Origin of the sequence: Methylophilus sp. (assembly GCF_008015755.1) — a bacterium.
Taxonomy (GTDB): domain Bacteria; phylum Pseudomonadota; class Gammaproteobacteria; order Burkholderiales; family Methylophilaceae; genus Methylophilus.
In genome coordinates this window covers 23,944-44,334 of sequence record NZ_SSGF01000015.1, presented here as the reverse complement: position 1 = coordinate 44,334, position 20,391 = coordinate 23,944, and the positions used below count along the sequence as shown (strand labels likewise).

Here is a 20,391-nt window from a genome sequence, read left to right as displayed (position 1 = left end):
GATTAAAATGGGCGCTCACAAATAAATTTGGCAATGCCACGCAGTGGATCCGCTTGTGGTCCAAAGCCAGCCAGTCGCTCTAAGGTTTGCGCATACAAGTTGTTGACCAGTGTTTTGGCATCTTCCAACCCCAGCAAGCTGACATAAGTGGATTTCTCCTGCAATGCATCTTTGCCCGCCGTTTTGCCCAGCGTTTGTGTGTCTGCGGTGGCATCCAGAATATCGTCAACCACCTGAAATGCCAGCCCCATGTATTGACTATAGTGGGTCAAGGTGTCGATCAGAGGTTGCGCCGTATTTTCTGCCGCATAAGCGCCTAACAGCGCGGCTGCTTCAATCAGCGCGCCGGTTTTGTATTGGTGCATGGTTTCCAGTGCCTCGCGCGACAACAATTTGCCGGTGCTTTGTAAGTCTATGCTCTGGCCGCCACACATGCCGCGCGAGCCAGTGGCTTTTGCCAATACCTGCACTTGTTTTAACGCTTGCGCAGCATTCGTGCTCGCCAGGTATTCAAAGGCCTGGCTTTGCAAGGCATCGCCCACCAGCAAAGCGGTCGCATCATCATATTGCTTGTGGCAACTCAGTTTGCCGCGGCGCAAGTCATCATCATCCATGCATGGCATATCATCGTGTACCAGCGAAAATGCGTGAATCAACTCCACGGCGGCAGCGGCTGCATCTGCCGCATTTGGGGTTGCGCCCGCCAGCTCTGCTGCGGCATAACTTAACAGCGCACGTACACGCTTGCCGCCCCCGAGCACCGCGTAGCGCATGGCCTCATGCAAGCGCGCTGGCAGCACGTGCGCATCGGGCAGCGTGCGTGCAAGCACCGCCTCAACGCGTTGCTGATGTGCGCTGGCCCAATGGTCAAAAACAAATGCAGGGTTGGTCATGAATAAAAGCAGAAGGGGCAGGCGCGTTAATTGGCCTCAAAAGGGATCAGCTGTTGCTGCTGGTTCAATATCATCACGGTCTGCTCGGCTTGCTGTAGCGATGTCTGGCACGCTTGCAGTAATTGCATGCCTTCGGTGTAAGCCGTTAATGCGGCCTCCAGCGGCAGTTCACCTGACTCCATATTTTTGACAATGGACTCCAACGCTGCCAACCGTTCGGCAAAACTTTGTTGATCATTCACCGTGGTCGGTGACTTTTTGGAAGCACTCATGAAAATAGGCCTGTTAAAACGCCAGCTATTTTAACAAAACTCCCCCGGCTTGCGGGATTATTCTCAACTCAGTCCATCAGGCTCAGGCAGGTAAAACCCGCAGTAAAAATTGACGAATATCGTCAATTTCGGCTTCACACACACTATGTGCCATGTCGTACTCATGCCATTCCACCGCGTAACCTGCCGCTTCTAGTGATTGCCTGGAGGATTGTGCAGTCGGCAGCGTAATTACGCTATCGTGTCGCCCATGCGCCATCCAGATCGGACAGTGCAGGTTGGCTGGGTGTTGTGCCTGTAGCAATTGCTGCTTCAAGGGTAGGTAAGTGGATAGCGCTAATACGCCCGCTAGCGGTTGACCAAATCGCGTTGCGGTATGTAATGCCATCGCGCCGCCTTGTGAAAAGCCCGCCAGCAAAATACGTTGCGAAGGAATGCCGTTAGCTATTTCTGCTTCAATCATGGCATTAATGGTCGCTTGCATGCCGTTGATGCCAGCCTCGTCTTGCTGGCTATCTGATTGCAGCCCAAAAATGTCATACCAGGCACGCATCTCGTAACCGTTGTTCAATGTCACCGGGCGATAAGGCGCATGCGGCAGGATAAATTTGATATGTGGCAGATTGAGCATTTGAACCACGGGCTCAAAGTCGTGACCGTCGGCGCCTAGGCCGTGTAGCCAAATGATGCAGGCATCGTTCTGACTTAAAGCATTAATCTCAATTTTTTCAATATTAGACGCCAACATTTTTCACTCCTAATCTGGGAGCGAAATTGTAATGTCTAAGATAGGGTCACTGAAAGAGAAAAGAAAATTTAAAATGTAAACGGTATTAATCAAGAACAGACCGCAGTTGCCAAGATGCAAGTTGTAGTTTTCGTTCCCGGTAATTTGGCTGTTGCCGAGATGGTGGTCGCGGTGATTGTTGCAGCTGCGTTGCAGGCCCCACTTGTACTTATTGGAAGCAACCTGCCGGTTTTGTCGGCCAGGATATAATTGTTTGTAAACTCCTTAGTCTGAATTGCGCATGAGTTGTCTGCAGTATCTTTTGTGTAATCTTGGTATGCCGGAATAGCAATTGAAGCGAGCACGCCTATGATTGCAACCACAATCATTAATTCAATGAGGGTAAAGCCTCGATGAATATTCTTCAATTGTTGTTTCCTCATAATATTCAAATCTCCTTAAATGCCCTGTAAAAGGCATTTAAGGTAGATTGGTTAATTACGCAGATGTGCAAACGCCAGTTGCTAGAACGCAAGTAGTGGTTTTGCTGCCAGGTGTTTTCGCAGTAGCTGAAATATCTGTGCCAGAAATCGTTGCTGCGGCAGCACAAGCGCCAGCGGTACTGGTCGGCAATGTTCTACCAGTTTGCTGTGCGAGAACATAATTATTTGTGAAGCCCTTGGTTTGAACTGCACATGCATTATCTGCTGCATCTCTGGTGTAATCTTGATAAGCTGGAATCGCTACAGAAGCCAAAATACCGATAATGGCAACAACGATCATCAATTCAATCAGGGTAAAACCTTGTTGTACGTGTTTTTTCATCATGTTTTCCTTTTGAGTCAAGTTTAAAGTGAACATCTTCTGTTTCATTCACTGCTTTTCCAACAGTGTTCGCTAAACCCTAAAGCAACAGCTGTGCCAGCTGTGTATTGATGTCAATAACTTATTGAAAAATATGAATTAAAATGTTTTTATGCTTTATTTCTTCGATTTGAATTCAAGATTTTTTGGCTGGGTCGGCAAAGCTGGGCATGACGTAAAATGACAGCATTCGTCAAATTTTGGCAATGCAGGTGATGTTTTTGGTCAGGCGATGGTTGGCGGTGCAGAATGCAAAAAAGGGATTGTGTGGTACACAATCCCTTTATTTGGTGTCAGTGTTTCGCTTTTGACCAAACACTGCATTTGCAAAAAACTGTTGTTTACAACGTAAGACTTACCAGAACTTCCACCAGGGTTTACTGTTGCCTTGCGTGCGCTTTCCAGAACCCTGGCTAATTACTTTCCCGATTCGGCGACCTTTTTCAGGCTTTCCAGACCAGCGTCAAAATAGTCGTTGACTGCTTTAGTGGCAGCGTCGTCATTTTGTTCAGGTTTAGGGATGTTTGAAGAGTCAGCGCGGGTATAGCTACCTTTAACGGTGACCACTGCTTCGTTGCCGCTACCAGTCACGGTGATGCTTGGGTAGAAGTTGGCGACTTGCAAGGTGCTCTTCTCAAGCACGTATTCATATTTCAAACGCATGCCTGCATCGTCAGCTGAGCGTAGTTTTTCGTACATCACGCCGCCGTTTTTCAGTTTAACGGTACGATAAGTTGCGTCATCGCCGTTTTCGTCTTTTTTCTGCTCAACCGTGGTCGATTCCACCCCTGCGTGCCATGCTTGCACATTGCCAAAGTCTTTGAGCAAGGCCCATACTTTTGCCGGGGCTGCCTTGATGGTCACGGTTTTTTCAAAACGCAACGCAGCTGCACCGTGTGCGCCAGCAGTCAGAGGAATCAACGGCAATAAAGAAACAGCAATAATGCCAAGAATTTTTTTCATTACATTTCTCCTGATATTTACAGACTTTCAAAACTAAAGGTAAAGCGGCGCTTGATGAAAGCAGGCTGTCTTTGAGTTTTAAAAACAACCCGTGACTTTACCTAAAAAAAAGCTTCTTTGCGACTAATTCGTTGGTCATCCCGTGAAAAAAACATATTTTATTTGGCCTGAAGTATAAATTGCCCAAATGATCGGCACAGTTTGGGGCTGGCGATGGTGTGTGTGACCTGGTTGGTGCGTGCGTCAATTACTGACACGGTGTCTGAGCCCCAGTTGGCAACGATAATTTGATTGGTCGTTTTGTCATACTCAATGCCTTCTGGAAATTCGCCGACGGCGATCGTTTTGACGGTTTTGCCATTGCTTAGGTCAATCAGCGAAACGTTTTCTGCGTGGTTGTTGCTGACATACGCCCAGCGACTATCCGGGCTAATGGCCACGCCATAAGGGTGTTGTCCAGTTTTGAGAGTGCTCGATTGGTAAGTGTCGACGTTTAGCAAGGTGAGGGTGTTGCTGACGACGTTGACCACAAACAGTGTGTGGCCATCAGGGCTTAGCGAAAGTGCAAACGGATGCAGCCCGACCGGGATTTGTGCCAAGGTTTTCAGTGTTTTGGTATCCACCACGGTCACATCGTTGCTGTCGCGGTTGGCAATAAATAGTTTTTTGTTGTCTGCACTCACGAGTAGGCCTGAGGGCGTTTTGCCAGCCTTGAAGGTTTTTTGCCTGTCAGGGTGTGCCGTGTCGATAGCAACCACTTGCTCGCCACCCCAATCAGCGACATATAAGGTGTTTTCGTCTCGACTCAGGGCGATCCCCACGGCTTGCACATGCACCGGGATGTCTTCTATTTTTTGCTGGGTGTTACTGTTGATGACCGACACGCTTTGGCTATTGGCATTGCTTATATACACGCGCTGCTGTTTGGCGGCGATGGCCACGCCCACCGGCGCTTTGCCAACGGCGATGGTCTGTATGATCTGGAGTGTTTGCGTATCCAGCACCGAGACCGTGTCGCTGCCTTGGTTGGTGATATAGGCCAGGTTGCCTGCAACAGCGTGCAGGCTGCACGCCAATAATAGCAATCCGCTTAGCCGTGCTTGTAGTGGTTTGAATGGCTGGGTGATGAGCATGAAAAACAGGAGCATATGTGTCAAACGGTTGTGAGCGCGTCGGGTTGACAGCGTGATTGATTATATAACCATAAATGTGTTGTGGGGATTTGGCAATTTATTTGCAAAGGTATGAAAAGAAACAAGATTTTCGCCTCCGACCCTAACGGACTATTTTATACATTCACTACCTTGACATAAAATAAGGCTGAAAAATTAATTTGCTTTACACTTTTAAACTAAATCAAGGGAACCACAATGAAAAAAGTATTGGATACTGGCCTTAAGTTGCTGCTGTCGTTGTCTATGCTGGTCACAGCACAATCGGCTTTCGCGCTGACCACAGGCACGGTTGTTGGTAGTAATTTTGTCAACGGTCAAACCAGCTATGGCACAACATTTGCAGATGGTACCACTGCTACTTTTGTTGGTAGTAGTGCATTCAAACAAAAAAGCCAGGCAGGGATCACTGGTGTGGGTATCGCCGGTGGTAGAACTGATGGCGAAATTGATATTGGTGAAACATTGACTGGCACCTTCTCCAAAGAAGTGATCGTGTCTTCGATCAATCTGGCATTGCTGTTTGATGGCCCGGAATATAACGACGTGAAAGAAGTCGCTAAAATGCTGGTGAGTTTTGCGGATGGCGGTACAGGCGTTTATTACCTGACAGCGACTGGCGTACACTCTGCTGCTTGGACTGGTGAAGGTTCAGCAGTGTCTATCGGCAGTGGTGCAGTCGATGGTGGTACAGGTGCATGGCAGTTGAATAATCCATTTGGCTTCCGCTCAGTAGACAGCATCGTATTTACCGCGGTTAAAGGCTACCCTAACTCTACATGCCATAAATGTGACAATCAGTCTGACTACACATTTGTTAGCATGACAGTGATTCCTGTGCCAGAAGCAGATACAACTGCCATGATGTTTGCAGGCTTGTTATTGATGGGTGGCTTGGCTACTCGTCGCATGAAATCCTGATACTTCAGGTGACAATTAAAAAAAGCTCACGCATAGTGAGCTTTTTTTTTGCGCAAAACACACATACTTTTATGGCAGCCGGATGATGGTTGTCCTTTCATTAAAGGGCAAAGTGTGAAAAAATTGCAGCAAATATTGAAGGCAGTTTTTTATGTTAGATCGTGATGGATACCGTCCAAACGTCGGGATTGTGTTATGCAATGCGCACAATCAGGTGTTTTGGGGCAAGCGTATCAGAGAGCATGCGTGGCAGTTTCCGCAAGGCGGCATCAAATATGGTGAAACGCCGGAACAAGCCATGTATCGTGAGCTGATGGAAGAGGTAGGCCTCAAGCCTGAGCACGTCCAGATTTTGGGCCGTACGCGTGACTGGTTGCGCTACGAGGTGCCGACCAGCTGGATCAAGCGCGAGTGGCGCGGCAGCTATAAAGGTCAAAAGCAAATTTGGTTTTTATTGCGCCTCACCGGCCGCGACTCTGATGTCTCGCTGCGTGCGACTGAGCATCCCGAGTTTGATGCCTGGCGCTGGAGTGAATACTGGGTGCCATTAGAAGATGTGATTGAATTCAAGCGCGAAGTCTATCAACTCGCCCTCAACGAGCTGGCGACATTTTTGCACCATTCTGGCAGGCGCAGCGGGGGCAAGCCACGTAAGCCTGTGCCGCCGATTGTCACACCTGAGTAATCTATAGCCAGACAGCCGCGCTGCGGTCTTGCGGCAATATCCAATCTGGCCGCAAGCCATGGCAGGTGTAACCGTGTGGATATTTCACTAAATAATCCTGATGCTCGGGCTCGGCCAGCCAGAACTCACTCGCAGCGGTGACTTCTGTGACTACTTTGCCTGGCCAGATGCGGGTTGCATTCATCTCGGCAATCAGTTGCTCTGCCTCGGCTTGTTGTGCGGCGTTCGCATAGTAAATCGCAGAACGGTAAGACGGCCCCAGATCGTTGCCCTGACGGTTTAAGGTCGTTGGGTCATGAATCTGGAAAAAGAACACCAGCAATTGCCGCAGGCTGATCTGTGACGCATCAAATTCGACTTCTATCGCTTCTGCATGGTTGCCATGATTGCGATAAGTGGCGTGCGCAATCTCGCCGCCGGTATAGCCCACGCGCGTATGGATGACGCCAGGCAGGCGCCTAAACAGATCTTGCATTCCCCAAAAGCAGCCGCCAGCCAAAATAATCGTGTCTTGCATCAGGTAATCTTTCTGTTCGTTATTAGGCTTCATGCAGGCATGAAGCCGTGTTTGTATGATTTTTATGCTTTGTCGTGTATCAAATCAAATACTTACAATCTGTCCAGTATAGGTGGTTTAGGTTAAAATACTGAGCTTTAGTTCTAAGCAATGTTGGGGAGCATATGTCAGTGAAGGTAGGCATTAACGGGTTTGGGCGCATCGGCCGTATGGCGTTGCGTGCGGCGATTGAGCAAGCAGAGTTCAGCAATATCGAAGTGGTAGCCATTAATAGTTCGTATGATGTTGAATACATGATGTATTTGCTCAAGTATGACTCGGTACATGGTCGCTTTAATGCCAAGGTGGAAGCTGACAATGGTGCGCTGGTGGTAAATGGTCAACGTATACACTTAACCGCAGAGCGTGATCCTAGCAACATTGACTGGCGTATTGGTGGTGCAGATATCATCATTGAATCTACCGGTGCCTTTTTGACCCAAGACAACTGCCACCCGCATATTAGCGGCGGCGCTAAAAAAGTCGTGCAATCTGCCCCTGGCAAAGATGACACGCCGATGTTTGTATATGGTGTAAACCATACTGAATATGCTGGCCAGGCAATTATTTCTGCGGCTTCCTGTACCACTAATGGCCTGGCGCCCTTAGCCAAAGTGCTGCATGACAGCTTTGGGATCAAACGTGGTTTGATGACGACGATACATGCGGCGACAGCTTCACAATTGACGGTCGACGGCACCTCGAAAAAAGACTGGCGCGGTGGCCGCAGTGTGTTTGAAAACATTATTCCTTCGAGCACTGGTGCGGCCAAGGCCGTTGGCAAGGTGATTCCATCCCTCAATAAAAAACTCACCGGCATGGCGATGCGTGTGCCGTCCGCCGATGTGTCTGTAGTGGATTTGACCGTAGAACTCAACACTGAAACCACCTATGAAGCGATTTGTGCCGCCATGCAACAAGCGGCTGATGGTGCGTTAAAAGGCGTGCTAGAGTTTACCAATGAAAAAGTGGTTTCCAGCGACTTCCGTAGCAGTGCGGCGGCCAGTGTGTTTGATGCCGATGCAGGCATTATGCTGGACCCAACTTTTGTCAAAGTGGTGGGCTGGTACGACAACGAATACGGCTATACCTGTAACCTTCTGCGCCTGGTTCAACACATTGCTTAATCATGCACGGGGCTTTATGCCCCGTTTGTTTTTTCAGTGATATTCTTATCCTGACCAGTTTATATTCAAGCGGCGGCGACCGCTCAAGGGAGAGCTTCATGAAATTCATCAAAATGACCGACCTAGACTTGCGTGGCAAGCGGGTGTTTATTCGTGCCGACCTCAACGTGCCAGTGAAAGACGGCGTGGTGACCAGCGATGCCAGAATTGTGGCCAGCATGCCTACCATTGAGTTTGCCCTCAAGGCTGGTGCCAAAGTGATGGTGACTTCGCATCTGGGTCGCCCGGAAGAAGGGGTATATAGCGAAGAAAACTCATTGCAGCCAGTGGCTGATGTGATGAGCAAGTTGTTGGGGCAGCCGGTGCGCCTGGTGAAAAACTGGTTGGCACCTAATGCGCCAGAAGACAGTTTGACCACCGAAGATGGTCAGCTGATTTTGCTGGAAAATTGCCGCTTTAACGTCGGCGAAAAGAAAAACAATGATGAGCTGGCCAAGAAGTACGCCGCCTTATGTGATGTATTTGTGATGGATGCGTTTGGTACCGCACACCGTGCCGAAGCCTCTACGCATGGTATTGCCAAGTTTGCGCCAGTCGCCTGTGCCGGTATTTTGTTGACGCAAGAGCTAGATGCGTTAAGTAAAGCCTTGCTGGCCCCTGCGCGGCCACTGGTAGCAATTGTCGGTGGTTCCAAAGTGTCTACCAAATTGACCGTGCTCGAGAGCTTGTCCGATAAAGTCGACCAACTGGTGGTCGGTGGCGGTATCGCTAACACCTTCCTCAAAGCCTCTGGCCAGGAAGTCGGCAAATCTTTGTGTGAGGATGACTTGATTGGCACCGCGAAATGCCTGATGGACAAAATGTCTGCGCGTGGCGCCTGCGTACCAATTGCCAAAGATGTGGTGGTCGGCAAGCAATTTGATGCCAATGAACCTGCAGTGAAAAAATCGGCCACAGAAGTCGCGGCCGATGAGATGATTTTTGACATCGGCACGCAATCAGCCGCTGAGCTCGTGGAGATCATCATGAAAGCAGGCACCGTGGTGTGGAACGGCCCGGTTGGCGTGTTTGAGTTTGACCAGTTTGGTGAGGGCACCAAAACCATTGCCAAGGCGATTGCTGAAACCAAGGCCTTTACACTGGCGGGTGGTGGCGACACCATTGCCGCGATCCAGAAGTATGATATTTATGACAAAGTGTCTTATATCTCAACCGCCGGTGGTGCTTTTCTTGAGTTCCTGGAAGGTAAAACCTTGCCAGCAGTCGCGATTCTGGAAGCGCGCGCAGCTTAAGATGTCTATGGGCTGATGCGTGTCGCTACACGGAGAGCGGCACCGTCAGCCTGTGGTGTTTATCGTAGACTTCTACCCGGTTGCGGCCCTGTTTTTTGGCCACATACAAGGCTTTGTCAGCCTGTTCTATCAATAAATTACCGTCTTCGCTGAAGTTGAGCCACTGGTTGCGCGCATGCTGCTCTTTGTGTGACTGTGACTGCTGTATGCCCAATGAGGCTACGCCGATGCTCACGGTCATCAGGCGGTGACCAGCAAAGCGTATATCCAATGCCATGACTTTTTGGCGGATACGTTCGGCAATTTTAGCGGCTTCTTGCTGCGTGGTTTGGCTAAGCACCAGGACAAACTCCTCACCGCCAAAACGCGCTGCCAGGTCTCCCGGGCGGTTGCTGTAGCGTTTTAAGATGCCCGCCAACTGGCGCAAGCACTCATCCCCCGCACCATGCCCCATACTGTCGTTCAGCTGTTTAAAGTGGTCGGCATCCACCATCATCACGCTCAGGCTGGATTGATGACGGATGGCGCGTGACCACTCGTCACGCATAAACTGCTCCAGCCGACGGCGATTGGCCAGCCCGGTCAGCGGGTCGGTTAAAGTGAGGGCCGAGATGCGATCTTCCGTCTGTTTGTGGTGTGTAATATTGGTGAGTGACAGCAGAAATAGTTTGCCGTCTGCCAGCGTGGTTTGCATGGGCTGTAAACTGAGGGTCAGCCAGGTGGGTTCCTGGGTCGGCGTGTGACACAAATAGTCAGTCGTGAAAAGTGCTATAGAGCCGCTGAGTACACGCTCAATGCCGTCGACTAACAAAGGTTGGTTGGTGTCTTCGTTGGCGCGGCAAACATCAAGATAAGCGATGCCAAACCAGTCTGTTTCCAGATCCAGGCCGTAAAGCAGCCCAAATTTTCGCCAGGCTTGGTTCACGTAAATAATGCTGCTGGTCTCATCAATCACTGCAATTTGCAGGGGTAATGTGTCCAGGATACCACTCAGTAATTGCTCTGCAATGTTCACAAAATATCCGATGGTCAGTGGCTTGCAACATTCAAAAGATTCAATACTATTCTATTCAAGGCTATCGCGCCTGTCTAATGCTAAATATTGAACATTAGCATCAAAATTGCTTGTTCTTACCTTATCCAGTGACAAAGGAGTCAAAAATGGGTATTCGGGTTGGCATTAACGGCTTTGGCCGGATTGGTCGTATGGTGTTGCGGGCCGCATTAAATCAGGTTGAGTTTAAAGATATGGAGGTAGTGGCCATTAACGGCATCGAAGCCCCCGACCATATGTTGTATATGCTCAAATATGACTCTGTGCACGGCAGGCTGGCGCAGGATGCACGCTTAGAGGGCGATTTTTTAGTGGTGGATGGCAAAAAAATCCGCCTGACTGCGCACAGCAAACCGGCAGACATCGACTGGAAAGCGGAAGCGGTGGATGTGGTGATCGAATGTACTGGTGTTTTTCTGACCCAGGAAACCTGTGCGGCGCATATTGCCGGTGGCGCGCGTATCGTGGTGCAGTCTGCGCCCGGCAAAGACGATACACCCATGTATGTCTATGGCGTTAATCACTATCATTACCACGGTGAAGATATTGTCTCGGCGGCCTCTTGCACCACCAATGGCTTGGCGCCTATTGTCAAAGTGCTGCATGACCATTTTGGCGTCAAACGCGGCCTGATGACCACCATTCATGCAGCCACGGCCACGCAAAAAACAGTCGATGGCACCTCCAATAAAGACTGGCGCGGCGGACGCGGTGTATTTGAAAACATTATTCCTTCCAGTACTGGCGCGGCCAAAGCAGTGGGCAAGGTGATTCCGGCGCTCAATAAAAAACTCACGGGTATGGCGATGCGCATTCCGTCGGCCGATGTGTCAGTGGTTGATTTAACCGTTGAGTTACAGCAAAAAACCAGTTACGAAGAGATTTGTGCCGTGATGAAGTACGCGGCAGAACGCGATTTAAAAGGCGTGCTTGGTTACACCGAAGACGCTGTGGTTTCCAGCGATTTTCGCGGGTTTTCGGCGGCCAGTGTGTTTGATGCCGGTGCAGGCATTATGCTCGACCCCACGTTTGTTAAATTGATCGGCTGGTATGACAATGAATACGGCTATACCTGCAACCTGTTGCGCTTAACGCGCTATGTGGCATATGCCAAATTATCCATGGCCAACCTGCCTGCGGTTGAAGACGACGAAGCGGTCGCGGCCTAATTGGTTGCACTTCAATTTATTCGCCAGCAATCGCGTCACGCATTTATAATGCTGTTTTTACTTGTGTGATAGACATTATGCGTGCGCCTTTGCTCGAAACTTCCATCAAAAGCCTGAAAAAACTGCACCAGGGCAAGGTGCGTGATATTTACGATATTGATGCGCACACAATGTTACTGGTCAGCACTGATCGCCTCAGTGCGTTTGATGTGATTTTGCCGACGGGCATTGCCAACAAAGGCGCCATGCTGACGCAAATGGCCAATTTCTGGTTTGAGCAATTGCAGGATGTGGTGCCTAACCATCTCACCGGGATTGCCCCTGAATCTGTCGTTGCCCCTGACGAAGTTGAGCAGGTTAAAGGGCGCGCGGTGGTGGTGAAAAAGCTCAAAGCCTTGCCACTGGAAGCGATTGTGCGTGGTTATCTGGTGGGTAGTGGCTGGAAAGAATATCAAGCCAAGGGCACCGTGTGCGAGATCGGATTGCCCGCCGGACTGCAATTGGCACAACAATTACCTAAACCGTTATTTACGCCTTCAAGCAAGGCTGCGGTTGGCGAGCACGATGAAAATATCAGTGTGGCGCACGTCGAAGCCTTAATTGGCAAAGACATGACTGCCCAGGTGGAAAAAGCCGCCATTGCTTTGTACACGCGTGCGGCGGAATATGCGCGCACCAAGGGCATTATTATTGCCGACACCAAGTTTGAATTTGGCGTTGACGAGCACGGCGTGTTACATGTGATGGATGAAGCGTTAACGCCGGATTCTTCACGCTTTTGGCCGGCCGACCAATACCAGATTGGCAGTAATCCACCGAGTTATGACAAGCAATACGTGCGCGACTGGCTGGAAAGTTGCGGCTGGAATAAGGTTGCCCCTGGCCCTGAATTGCCCGCCGATGTCGCACAACGGACTTCTGATAAGTATATGGAAGCGTTTGCCAAGCTGACCGGTCGTACCTTGCAGGTGGATTAATCACACATGGGTTTGCGCGCGCAACTGGCGGCCTTGGCTAGCCGCTTTAAACAAGAGGTGGTTTTTTACCGTGCCTTGCATGCGCATCCGCAAACGCCCTGGCTGGCCAAGGCCTTGTTGTGGCTGGCATTGGCTTACCTGGTGTTGCCGTTTGACCTGATCCCTGACTTTATTCCGGTGATTGGCCAACTGGATGAATTGGTGATTATTCCACTGCTGCTTTACCTGGCATTGAAGCTGACGCCGGTCGCGGTGCGGCAAGCCTGCCGCGATACCATACGTGTTGCGCAAGATCAAAAATAGTGCTGTTTGTCAGTCAAATGTTCATATTATTCGCCTATAATGGCGCTTTTTTGTTGAAATGGGTTTAAGAAGATGTCTTTGAATTTGGTGCCTAGCGGCAAAGATTTGCCGCACGACTTTAACGTCATTATCGAAATTCCGGCCAACGGCGACCCGGTTAAATATGAAGTCGACAAAGAAAGTGGCGCGCTGTTTGTGGATCGCTTCATGGGTACCTCCATGCAATATCCATGTAACTACGGTTACATTCCACACACCTTGGGTGACGACGGAGACCCGGTGGATGTGTTGGTGATTACACCAGTGCCATTGTTGCCGGGTGTGGTAGTACGTTGCCGCGCATTGGGCATGCTGAAAATGACTGACGAAGCCGGTGGCGATGCCAAAGTGCTGGCGGTGCCAATTGAAAAAGTGTGCGGTTTGTATGCTTATCAAAAAACATTGAGCGATGTGTCCCCATGGCGTTTGGACATGATTGCCCACTTCTTTGAGCACTATAAAGATTTGGACAAAGGTAAATGGGTGAAAATCGAAGGTTGGGAAGGCATTGAGTCTGCCCATGCTGAAATCCTAGGCGGCGTTGAACGTTACAACGCGTTAGAAGTGAAGCCCGCGTTTTAATCTGTATGACGTGTGACAAAAAAGTCGGCCTAGGCCGACTTTTTTATTGCTTGTGCGACAGGTTAATGCAACAGCGGAACGATCAGCAGTGCCACAATATTGATGATTTTAATCAACGGGTTCACTGCCGGGCCGGCGGTATCCTTGTAAGGGTCCCCGACTGTATCACCTGTGACAGCCGCTTTGTGCGCATCCGAGCCTTTGCCGCCATGATGGCCGTCTTCAATGTATTTTTTGGCGTTATCCCAGGCGCCACCACCCGTACACATCGAAATCGCCACAAACAGACCAGTCACAATCGTGCCCATGAGTAAACCACCCAATGCCACTGGGCCCAAGAATAATCCGACCAGGATAGGCGCGGCGACTGGTAATAAGGACGGCAGCATCATCTCCTTGATCGCTGCGCTGGTGAGCATGTCTACCGCTTTGCCATATTCAGGTTTGGCGGTGCCTTCCATAATCCCTTTGATTTCGCGGAACTGGCGGCGCACCTCTTCCACCACACTGCCCGCGGCGCGGCCTACCGCTTCCATTGCCATGGCGGCAAACAGGAAAGGAATCAGGCCGCCAATAAACAAGCCGATAATCACCTGAGGGTCGCTTAAATCAAAGCTGGCAGTGATGCCTGCACTTTCCAGTTTGTGTGTGTAGTCGGCAAACAGCACCAGCGATGCCAGGCCCGCGGAGCCAATGGCATACCCTTTAGTGACCGCTTTGGTCGTATTGCCTACCGCATCCAGCGGATCAGTCACGTCGCGCACGCTGCTAGGTAATTCGGCCATTTCGGCGATGCCGCCTGCGTTATCGGTAATTGGTCCGTAGGCATCCAGCGCGACCACAATACCGGCCATGCTCAACATGGCCATGGCGGCAATCGCTACCCCATACAAGCCTGCCAGGTGAAACGCGACATAAATCGCGAGGCAGACCGACAGTACGGGCAGGGCGGTCGATTTCATTGAAACGCCTATACCAGCAATGATGTTGGTGGCGTGGCCAGTGGTCGAGGCTTGCGCCACGTGTTTGACGGGGGCGTAGTCGGTGCCGGTGTAATATTCGGTGATCCACACCAGCGCTGCAGTTAATACCAGGCCGACCGCACAGGCGCCAAACAGGGCCTGGCTGGTGACTGTCACTTCACCATGTGTGTAGCCTTGCGGAAACACATATTGTGTGACGAAGTAAAATGCGATCAGGGATAACACACCAGCCACGGCCAGGCCTTTATAAAGCGCGGGCATGACGTTTTTCATGCCGGGGGAGGCTTTCACAAAAAAACAGCCAATAATCGAGGCCACAATCGAAACCGCACCCAGCAGCAAGGGATAAATCACGCCGTTGGCACCTGCTTCTGCCGCCATCAGGCCACCCAATACCATGGTAGCGATTAAGGTCACTGCATAAGTTTCAAACAGGTCGGCTGCCATCCCCGCACAGTCGCCAACGTTGTCACCGACGTTATCGGCAATCACGGCCGGATTGCGCGGGTCATCTTCGGGGATGCCTGCTTCTACCTTACCGACCAGATCAGCGCCGACATCAGCGCCTTTGGTGAAAATACCGCCACCCAGCCGGGCAAAGATAGAAATTAATGACGAGCCAAACGCCAGGCCTATCAGTGGATTTAAGTCGGTGGCTTGCTCTGCGCCCAGGTAGATATAAAAGCCTGCCACACCGAGTAGGCCAAGTCCAACCACCAGCATGCCGGTAATGGCGCCACCTTTAAACGCGACATCCAGCGCCGCGCCGATGCCATTGGTCGCGGCCTGTGCGGTGCGCACATTGGCTTTGACTGACACGTTCATGCCAATAAAACCACAGGCCCCAGATAATGTTGCGCCGACGATAAAGCCAATGGCTGTTTGTAGACTCAAAAAGACGCCGATCAAAATGGCGAGGATGATACCGACCAGCGCGATCGCCTTGTATTGCCTGGACAAATAGGCTGCTGCCCCTTGTTGAATGGCACCCGCAATCTCCTGCATGCGGGCATTGCCAGCGGGTAACCCTGAAATCCACTTGCTCATTACTACGCCATAGAGCACCGCCAACACTGCAGCACCGAGCGCTAACATTAATGCGACTGACATGACTTCTCCTGTTCCTGATGAGACTGCGTTAAACGTAATGACTGCTGATCCCCTGCTATTTTAGTTGTAAATAAAATGTAACAGGTTGGGCCATTATTGCACTATTAAAGTGCGTCTACAAGCGGGTTTTCAGGGCGGTTTTTAAGCCGGAAAAGACTCACTCAGTCGTGGCGTTGCTGGTCAATAAAATGACGTAAAGCGGCTTCAAGTGCTGGATTATTGGCCTCATTAGCATAGGTCTCCAGCGTATTTAAAGCGCGATTTGAAGGGGCTTTGATACGTTTATGCTTGCTTTGCGGGCGAGATTTTACTTGCACTTTGACCTTAATTGCGTTAAGGTTTAAGCCTTTGATTTTCCTGGAATTTTGACAAAAATCCCGGATTTTTTGCAACAGTTGGGTTTCCATTAACTTGATTCTGCTGGCCGCCGCGCCTGATTGCACCGCAATCGTCAGAGCGCCATCATGCAGTGCCAGCACATGCGAAAATCTGGAAAATTCCGGGGCAACTGCTGACCAGCATTGCTGTAATTGCTGCCTATCATCCGCTTCTTGTAATAGCGGCTTGAGATCGTGATGATGCTTGAAAATCTGATTGATTTTGAACATGGCGGGTTGTCCACAGAATGCATGAATATTGTACACCACCAGGCCAGAAAGCGTTGGTTAACCCGTTGGGTCATCATTGCGTGCCGGTGAATAGCGAGAGTTCTTAGCATGATAAATATCATTATTGTTTCAGAAAAAATGGCCAAGCCGAAAACACTGGGCGTGTTTGAGAGCCTTGGCCTGCTGCTGGCGTTGATCCTGGTGCCAGTTGTGTTAACCCTACTATTTATTACGCCACAGCAAGTGATCAAATCACAGGGCGTGAAAGCCATGTTGCCGCCGCATTTGCGCGGCGCCATGCTGTCTACCCAAAACCACCTCGATGCCTATGCCAAGCAAATTGGCGAGCTACAGGCGCGTATTTTGCGCCTGGATGCGCAGAACCAGCGTTTGTCCAAATTGGCTGGCGTTAAATCGACCGCGGAGCCGATTAACGAAAGAACGACGGTCAATGAACTGCCGGTTGGCGAGCCGCCAATCAGTGAGTCATTAGGGCAGGGCGGCCCGTTGGTGAAGGATTCACCATTAAGCGAAGAAGACTTGAAAGCGACGATTGAGCAAATGTCCGCTGATCTCGATTTTAGGGATGAGTATCAGGGCAAAATTGAAGCAAAACTGTTGCAAAAGAGTGTACTGCGCGAAATGCTGCCTAACAGCAGCCCGGTCGCGGCGGCGTATAGTTCATCCAGTTACGGCTGGCGAATTGACCCGTTGAATGGTCATCGCGCTTTTCATGAGGGCTTGGATTTTCCCGCCTCTGTCGGTATGCCGGTCTATGCCGCGGCAGATGGTATCGTGATCACCGCTGTGCAAACGCCAGACTACGGTAACCTGCTCAAGATTGATCACGGATCAGGCCTGGAAACGCGTTATGCGCACAATTCCAAGTTACTGGTGAAATCGGGTGACCGCGTGATGAAAGGGCAGAAAATTGCCTTGATCGGTAGCACAGGTCGCTCAACGGGCCCGCATTTGCACTACGAAATTCGACTCAATGGTAACCCGCTGGATCCGCGTGAATATCTCAGGAACCATTCCTGAGGGAATTCCGGCAGTGACATGCAATAATTGAGACAACCGCCCTCTATATCTTATACAATCTCGCTTTATTCCAATTTAATGCCGCGTATGCGGAAATCGGTGTGACTCATGTTAGCCTCGTTGTTTAAAAAAGTCTTTGGCAGTCGTAATGATCGACTGGTCAAACAGTATCAGCAAACCGTCAAACAAATCAATGCGTTAGAGCCCGAGATTCAAGCCTTGAGCGACGAGCAATTGCGTGCAAAAACTGAAGAGTTTAAACAGCGTTACAGCAATGGCGAGTCTCTGGAAAAATTGTTGCCAGAGGCGTTTGCGGTGGTGCGTGAAGGCAGTAAGCGTGCCTTAGGCATGCGCCATTTCGACGTGCAGCTGATCGGCGGCATGGTGCTAAATGCAGGCAAAATTGCCGAAATGCGTACCGGTGAAGGTAAAACCCTGGTAGCGACCCTGCCAACCTATTTGAATGCGCTCACCGGCAAAGGTGTGCATGTGGTGACGGTAAACGATTACTTGGCCAAACGCGACGCGGAATGGATGGGGCAACTCTACAACTTTTTGGGGTTGAGCGTTGGCATCAACCTGTCGCAAATGACGCATGACGCCAAGCAGCAGGCGTATGCCGCAGATATCACTTACGGAACCAATAACGAATTTGGTTTTGATTACCTGCGTGACAACATGGTGTTTAGCAAAGAAGAGCGCGTCCAGCGTCCTTTGCATTATGCGCTGGTGGATGAAGTCGACTCTATTTTGATTGATGAGGCGCGCACACCGCTGATTATTTCTGGCCAGGCCGAGCACAGTGTTGATTTGTATGGCGCGATTAACGAAGTCGCCAAGCAATTGGTGCGCCAGCAAGTTGAAGACGGTGAGGGCGATTTCTGGGTCGATGAAAAAGCGCAAAGCGTGACCATGAGTGAAATCGGTCACGAGCATGCCGAGCAACTGCTGGAGCAAACCGGCTTGTTGACAGCTGGTTCCAGCCTGTACGAGCCAGCCAATATTACGCTGGTGCACCACTTGTATGCCTCGTTGCGCGCGCAAAACCTCTATCACCGCGATCAGCACTACGTCGTGCGTAATAATGAAATCGTCATTGTGGATGAGTTTTCTGGCCGTATGATGCCAGGTCGCCGCTGGTCTGATGGTTTGCATCAGGCGGTGGAAGCCAAAGAAGGCGTGGCGATACAAAAAGAAAACCAGACCCTGGCGTCGATTACGTTCCAGAACTACTTCCGCATGTATCAAAAGCTCAGCGGCATGACCGGTACAGCAGATACTGAAGCCTACGAGTTTAACCAGATCTATGCGCTGGAAACGGTGGTGATTCCAACCCACAGACCGGTACAACGCCAGGATGCGATGGACAAGGTCTATCGCACCGGCATGGAAAAATACAAGGCGGTGATTGAAGATATCAAGCAATGTCAGGCCAAAGGGCAACCGGTATTGGTCGGGACGACGTCGATTGAAAACTCCGAATTGATTTCGCAATTGCTGACGCAAGCCAAGCTGGAACATCAGGTCTTAAACGCCAAGCAGCATGAGCGCGAAGCGACCATCGTCGCTGAAGCAGGCCGTCCAGGCATGATCACGATTGCGACCAATATGGCCGGTCGCGGCACCGACATTGTCTTGGGCGGTAACTCAGAAGGTGAAATTCACGCGATTCGCAATGACGCCAGTTTGAGCGAGGCTGACAAAGAAAGCAAAATTGCCCAGCTCAAAGCCGAGTGGCAACAACGCCACGATGCCGTGCTGACAGCGGGTGGCTTGCATATTATCGGTACCGAGCGCCACGAATCGCGTCGTGTTGACAACCAGTTGCGTGGCCGTTCCGGCCGTCAGGGTGACCCGGGCTCCAGCCGTTTCTATTTGTCACTTGAAGATCAATTGCTGCGTATTTTCTCTGGTGAGCGCGTGGCGGCGATCATGACTCGCCTCAATATGCCAGAGGGCGAAGCCATTGAGCATGCCATGGTGACGCGTGCGATTGAAAATGCACAGCGCAAGGTTGAGGGCCGTAACTTTGATATCCGCAAGCAGTTGCTGGAATATGATGATGTGTCTAACGATCAACGCAAGGTGATTTACGAGCAACGTAATGAGTTGCTGGAATCCGTTGATGTGGGCCAGACCATCCGCGCCATGCGTGAAGATGTGATTAACAGTCTGTTTAATACCTATGTGCCACCAGGCAGCGTGGAAGAGCAATGGGATGTGCCTGCGCTGGAGCAGGCGTTGCAAGACGAGTTGAGTATCCGCTTGCCGGTTGGCGAATGGCTGGAGAACAACCCAGACTTGCACGAAGAAACCTTGCGTGAGCGCATCATGGATGCGGCGAATGAGAGCTATGCCGGAAAAGAGTCAATGGCGGGCAATGACAATATGCGCAATTTTGAGCGCGCAGTCATGTTGCAAAGCCTGGACAATCACTGGCGTGAGCACCTGGCAGCGCTGGATCATTTGCGTCAAGGGATCCACTTACGCTCTTATGCGCAAAAGAATCCTAAGCAGGAATACAAACGTGAGGCGTTTGAGCTATTTGAGTCTTTGCTGAACACGGTCAAGAGTGAAGTCACCAAGGTCACCATGCAGGTGCAAGTGCGCTCGCGCGAAGAACTTGAAGAAGAAGAGCGTCGTGCTGAAGAGGCGATGCGTGCCACTGATGTGGGTAATTTGCAGTATCAGCACACCGACTATGACTCAGCCTTGACCAATAGTGGAGATGCAACTGAGTCTGCACCGGGCTTGCCAGAAGGTGTGCGCGTTGGTCGTAACGACCCTTGCCCATGTGGTTCTGGTAAACGTTTTAAAAACTGCCATGGCGCATTGAGCTAATCAATACACAAGGAGCTTGAATATGTCTGAACAGGAAATCCCATCCCCATGTGTCGGGGTGTGCAGTATTGATGACAGTAACGGTTTTTGCCAGGGCTGTTTTAGAACCATAGAAGAAATCCGCCAGTGGTGGGACCTTGATCACGCCGGGAAAGCCGAAGTGATCAAGCTTGCCAATGCGCGTGAATCTGCTGTATTTGGGGAATAAACGG

Annotated in this window: 22 protein-coding genes; 11 read left to right on the top strand and 11 right to left on the bottom strand. The window is 50.6% G+C overall.

The window, feature by feature from the left end:
- Positions 1-2: 2 nt before the first annotated feature.
- The 7 genes from E6Q52_RS06215 to E6Q52_RS06185 all read right to left on the bottom strand — a co-directional run bounded on the left by E6Q52_RS06215 (position 3) and on the right by E6Q52_RS06185 (position 4,867).
- Positions 3-893: a polyprenyl synthetase family protein gene (locus E6Q52_RS06215; protein ID WP_292819879.1), complete on the bottom strand. Its 891-nt coding sequence runs from the start codon at positions 891-893 to the stop codon at positions 3-5.
- A gap of 26 nt (positions 894-919) precedes the next feature.
- Positions 920-1,165: an exodeoxyribonuclease VII small subunit gene (xseB, locus tag E6Q52_RS06210; protein ID WP_292819877.1), complete on the bottom strand. Its 246-nt coding sequence runs from the start codon at positions 1,163-1,165 to the stop codon at positions 920-922.
- 82 nt (positions 1,166-1,247) lie between these two features.
- A complete protein-coding gene (locus E6Q52_RS06205) occupies positions 1,248-1,913 on the bottom strand; it encodes a dienelactone hydrolase family protein (protein ID WP_292819874.1) in 666 nt (221 codons plus the stop codon).
- Between the two features lie 89 nt (positions 1,914-2,002).
- Positions 2,003-2,335, bottom strand: coding sequence for a prepilin-type N-terminal cleavage/methylation domain-containing protein (locus E6Q52_RS06200; protein WP_292819871.1), 333 nt, complete (start codon positions 2,333-2,335; stop codon positions 2,003-2,005).
- Between the two features lie 55 nt (positions 2,336-2,390).
- A complete protein-coding gene (locus E6Q52_RS06195; RefSeq protein WP_292819868.1) occupies positions 2,391-2,717 on the bottom strand; it encodes a prepilin-type N-terminal cleavage/methylation domain-containing protein in 327 nt (108 codons plus the stop codon).
- A gap of 456 nt (positions 2,718-3,173) precedes the next feature.
- On the bottom strand, positions 3,174-3,719 hold the full coding sequence (locus E6Q52_RS06190; protein ID WP_292819865.1) for an SRPBCC family protein: 546 nt from the start codon (positions 3,717-3,719) through the stop codon (positions 3,174-3,176).
- A gap of 158 nt (positions 3,720-3,877) precedes the next feature.
- The gene (locus E6Q52_RS06185) at positions 3,878-4,867 is read right to left on the bottom strand and encodes a YncE family protein (protein ID WP_292819862.1); all 990 of its coding nucleotides are present in this window, start codon (positions 4,865-4,867) and stop codon (positions 3,878-3,880) included.
- Positions 4,868-5,089: 222 nt separating this feature from the next.
- On the opposite strand from E6Q52_RS06185, the gene E6Q52_RS06180 reads away from it, so the two are divergent.
- Together E6Q52_RS06180 and E6Q52_RS06175 are read left to right on the top strand one after the other, a co-directional pair.
- A complete protein-coding gene (locus E6Q52_RS06180; protein ID WP_292819859.1) occupies positions 5,090-5,812 on the top strand; it encodes a hypothetical protein in 723 nt (240 codons plus the stop codon).
- Between the two features lie 151 nt (positions 5,813-5,963).
- On the top strand, positions 5,964-6,497 hold the full coding sequence (locus E6Q52_RS06175; protein WP_292819856.1) for an RNA pyrophosphohydrolase: 534 nt from the start codon (positions 5,964-5,966) through the stop codon (positions 6,495-6,497).
- Between the two features lies 1 nt (position 6,498).
- Here E6Q52_RS06175 and msrA read toward each other — a convergent pair whose 3' ends face one another.
- A complete protein-coding gene (msrA, locus tag E6Q52_RS06170; protein ID WP_292820107.1) occupies positions 6,499-7,014 on the bottom strand; it encodes a peptide-methionine (S)-S-oxide reductase MsrA in 516 nt (171 codons plus the stop codon).
- Positions 7,015-7,178: 164 nt separating this feature from the next.
- On the opposite strand from msrA, the gene gap (E6Q52_RS06165) reads away from it, so the two are divergent.
- Entirely contained in the window at positions 7,179-8,180 is a 1,002-nt protein-coding gene (gap, locus tag E6Q52_RS06165; RefSeq protein ID WP_292819853.1) for a type I glyceraldehyde-3-phosphate dehydrogenase, read from the top strand.
- A gap of 98 nt (positions 8,181-8,278) precedes the next feature.
- Positions 8,279-9,472 carry a phosphoglycerate kinase gene (locus E6Q52_RS06160; RefSeq protein WP_292819850.1) on the top strand — a complete coding sequence of 398 codons (1,194 nt, stop codon included), beginning with the start codon at positions 8,279-8,281 and terminating at the stop codon, positions 9,470-9,472.
- 25 nt (positions 9,473-9,497) lie between these two features.
- Here E6Q52_RS06160 and E6Q52_RS06155 read toward each other — a convergent pair whose 3' ends face one another.
- The gene (locus E6Q52_RS06155) at positions 9,498-10,487 is read right to left on the bottom strand and encodes a sensor domain-containing diguanylate cyclase (RefSeq protein WP_292819847.1); all 990 of its coding nucleotides are present in this window, start codon (positions 10,485-10,487) and stop codon (positions 9,498-9,500) included.
- A gap of 146 nt (positions 10,488-10,633) precedes the next feature.
- On the opposite strand from E6Q52_RS06155, the gene gap (E6Q52_RS06150) reads away from it, so the two are divergent.
- From gap (E6Q52_RS06150) to ppa, 4 genes are all read left to right on the top strand, one after another.
- Positions 10,634-11,695 (top strand): type I glyceraldehyde-3-phosphate dehydrogenase, encoded by a 1,062-nt coding sequence (gene gap / locus E6Q52_RS06150; RefSeq protein ID WP_292819845.1) that lies wholly within the window; start codon positions 10,634-10,636, stop codon positions 11,693-11,695.
- Between the two features lie 77 nt (positions 11,696-11,772).
- A complete protein-coding gene (locus E6Q52_RS06145) occupies positions 11,773-12,672 on the top strand; it encodes a phosphoribosylaminoimidazolesuccinocarboxamide synthase (RefSeq protein WP_292819841.1) in 900 nt (299 codons plus the stop codon).
- A gap of 6 nt (positions 12,673-12,678) precedes the next feature.
- Positions 12,679-12,975 carry a YkvA family protein gene (locus E6Q52_RS06140; protein ID WP_292819838.1) on the top strand — a complete coding sequence of 99 codons (297 nt, stop codon included), beginning with the start codon at positions 12,679-12,681 and terminating at the stop codon, positions 12,973-12,975.
- A gap of 72 nt (positions 12,976-13,047) precedes the next feature.
- Complete coding sequence (ppa, locus tag E6Q52_RS06135) at positions 13,048-13,596, top strand: inorganic diphosphatase (protein ID WP_292819836.1); 549 nt, start codon at positions 13,048-13,050, stop codon at positions 13,594-13,596.
- Between the two features lie 62 nt (positions 13,597-13,658).
- Here the strand turns inward: ppa and E6Q52_RS06130 are convergent, their stop codons facing one another.
- Positions 13,659-15,689, bottom strand: a complete 2,031-nt coding sequence (locus E6Q52_RS06130) for a sodium-translocating pyrophosphatase (RefSeq protein ID WP_292819834.1) — start codon at positions 15,687-15,689, stop codon at positions 13,659-13,661.
- A gap of 161 nt (positions 15,690-15,850) precedes the next feature.
- Positions 15,851-16,297, bottom strand: a complete 447-nt coding sequence (locus tag E6Q52_RS06125; RefSeq protein ID WP_292819831.1) for a DUF721 domain-containing protein — start codon at positions 16,295-16,297, stop codon at positions 15,851-15,853.
- A gap of 108 nt (positions 16,298-16,405) precedes the next feature.
- Here E6Q52_RS06125 and E6Q52_RS06120 point away from each other — a divergent pair, with 108 nt between their 5' ends.
- The 3 genes from E6Q52_RS06120 to E6Q52_RS06110 all read left to right on the top strand — a co-directional run bounded on the left by E6Q52_RS06120 (position 16,406) and on the right by E6Q52_RS06110 (position 20,387).
- Complete coding sequence (locus E6Q52_RS06120; protein WP_292819828.1) at positions 16,406-17,338, top strand: M23 family metallopeptidase; 933 nt, start codon at positions 16,406-16,408, stop codon at positions 17,336-17,338.
- A 108-nt stretch (positions 17,339-17,446) separates the two neighbouring features.
- Positions 17,447-20,179 carry a preprotein translocase subunit SecA gene (gene secA, locus E6Q52_RS06115; protein ID WP_292819825.1) on the top strand — a complete coding sequence of 911 codons (2,733 nt, stop codon included), beginning with the start codon at positions 17,447-17,449 and terminating at the stop codon, positions 20,177-20,179.
- Between the two features lie 22 nt (positions 20,180-20,201).
- A complete protein-coding gene (locus tag E6Q52_RS06110; protein WP_292819822.1) occupies positions 20,202-20,387 on the top strand; it encodes a DUF1289 domain-containing protein in 186 nt (61 codons plus the stop codon).
- Positions 20,388-20,391 lie beyond the last annotated feature (4 nt).

Excerpts from the sequence above, each read along its gene's own strand:
- E6Q52_RS06215 (WP_292819879.1), bottom strand. The coding sequence starts at position 893 with ATGACCAACCCTGCATTTGTTTTTGACCATTGGGCCAGCGCACATCAG.
- xseB (WP_292819877.1), bottom strand. The coding sequence starts at position 1,165 with ATGAGTGCTTCCAAAAAGTCACCGACCACGGTGAATGATCAACAAAGT.
- E6Q52_RS06205 (WP_292819874.1), bottom strand. The coding sequence starts at position 1,913 with ATGTTGGCGTCTAATATTGAAAAAATTGAGATTAATGCTTTAAGTCAG.
- E6Q52_RS06200 (WP_292819871.1), bottom strand. The coding sequence starts at position 2,335 with ATGAGGAAACAACAATTGAAGAATATTCATCGAGGCTTTACCCTCATT.
- E6Q52_RS06195 (WP_292819868.1), bottom strand. The coding sequence starts at position 2,717 with ATGAAAAAACACGTACAACAAGGTTTTACCCTGATTGAATTGATGATC.
- E6Q52_RS06190 (WP_292819865.1), bottom strand. The coding sequence starts at position 3,719 with ATGAAAAAAATTCTTGGCATTATTGCTGTTTCTTTATTGCCGTTGATT.
- E6Q52_RS06185 (WP_292819862.1), bottom strand. The coding sequence starts at position 4,867 with ATGCTCCTGTTTTTCATGCTCATCACCCAGCCATTCAAACCACTACAA.
- E6Q52_RS06180 (WP_292819859.1), top strand. The coding sequence starts at position 5,090 with ATGAAAAAAGTATTGGATACTGGCCTTAAGTTGCTGCTGTCGTTGTCT.
- E6Q52_RS06175 (WP_292819856.1), top strand. The coding sequence starts at position 5,964 with ATGTTAGATCGTGATGGATACCGTCCAAACGTCGGGATTGTGTTATGC.
- msrA (WP_292820107.1), bottom strand. The coding sequence starts at position 7,014 with ATGCAAGACACGATTATTTTGGCTGGCGGCTGCTTTTGGGGAATGCAA.
- gap (WP_292819853.1), top strand. The coding sequence starts at position 7,179 with ATGTCAGTGAAGGTAGGCATTAACGGGTTTGGGCGCATCGGCCGTATG.
- E6Q52_RS06160 (WP_292819850.1), top strand. The coding sequence starts at position 8,279 with ATGAAATTCATCAAAATGACCGACCTAGACTTGCGTGGCAAGCGGGTG.
- gap (WP_292819845.1), top strand. The coding sequence starts at position 10,634 with ATGGGTATTCGGGTTGGCATTAACGGCTTTGGCCGGATTGGTCGTATG.
- E6Q52_RS06145 (WP_292819841.1), top strand. The coding sequence starts at position 11,773 with ATGCGTGCGCCTTTGCTCGAAACTTCCATCAAAAGCCTGAAAAAACTG.
- E6Q52_RS06140 (WP_292819838.1), top strand. The coding sequence starts at position 12,679 with ATGGGTTTGCGCGCGCAACTGGCGGCCTTGGCTAGCCGCTTTAAACAA.
- ppa (WP_292819836.1), top strand. The coding sequence starts at position 13,048 with ATGTCTTTGAATTTGGTGCCTAGCGGCAAAGATTTGCCGCACGACTTT.
- E6Q52_RS06130 (WP_292819834.1), bottom strand. The coding sequence starts at position 15,689 with ATGTCAGTCGCATTAATGTTAGCGCTCGGTGCTGCAGTGTTGGCGGTG.
- E6Q52_RS06125 (WP_292819831.1), bottom strand. The coding sequence starts at position 16,297 with ATGTTCAAAATCAATCAGATTTTCAAGCATCATCACGATCTCAAGCCG.
- E6Q52_RS06120 (WP_292819828.1), top strand. The coding sequence starts at position 16,406 with ATGATAAATATCATTATTGTTTCAGAAAAAATGGCCAAGCCGAAAACA.
- secA (WP_292819825.1), top strand. The coding sequence starts at position 17,447 with ATGTTAGCCTCGTTGTTTAAAAAAGTCTTTGGCAGTCGTAATGATCGA.
- E6Q52_RS06110 (WP_292819822.1), top strand. The coding sequence starts at position 20,202 with ATGTCTGAACAGGAAATCCCATCCCCATGTGTCGGGGTGTGCAGTATT.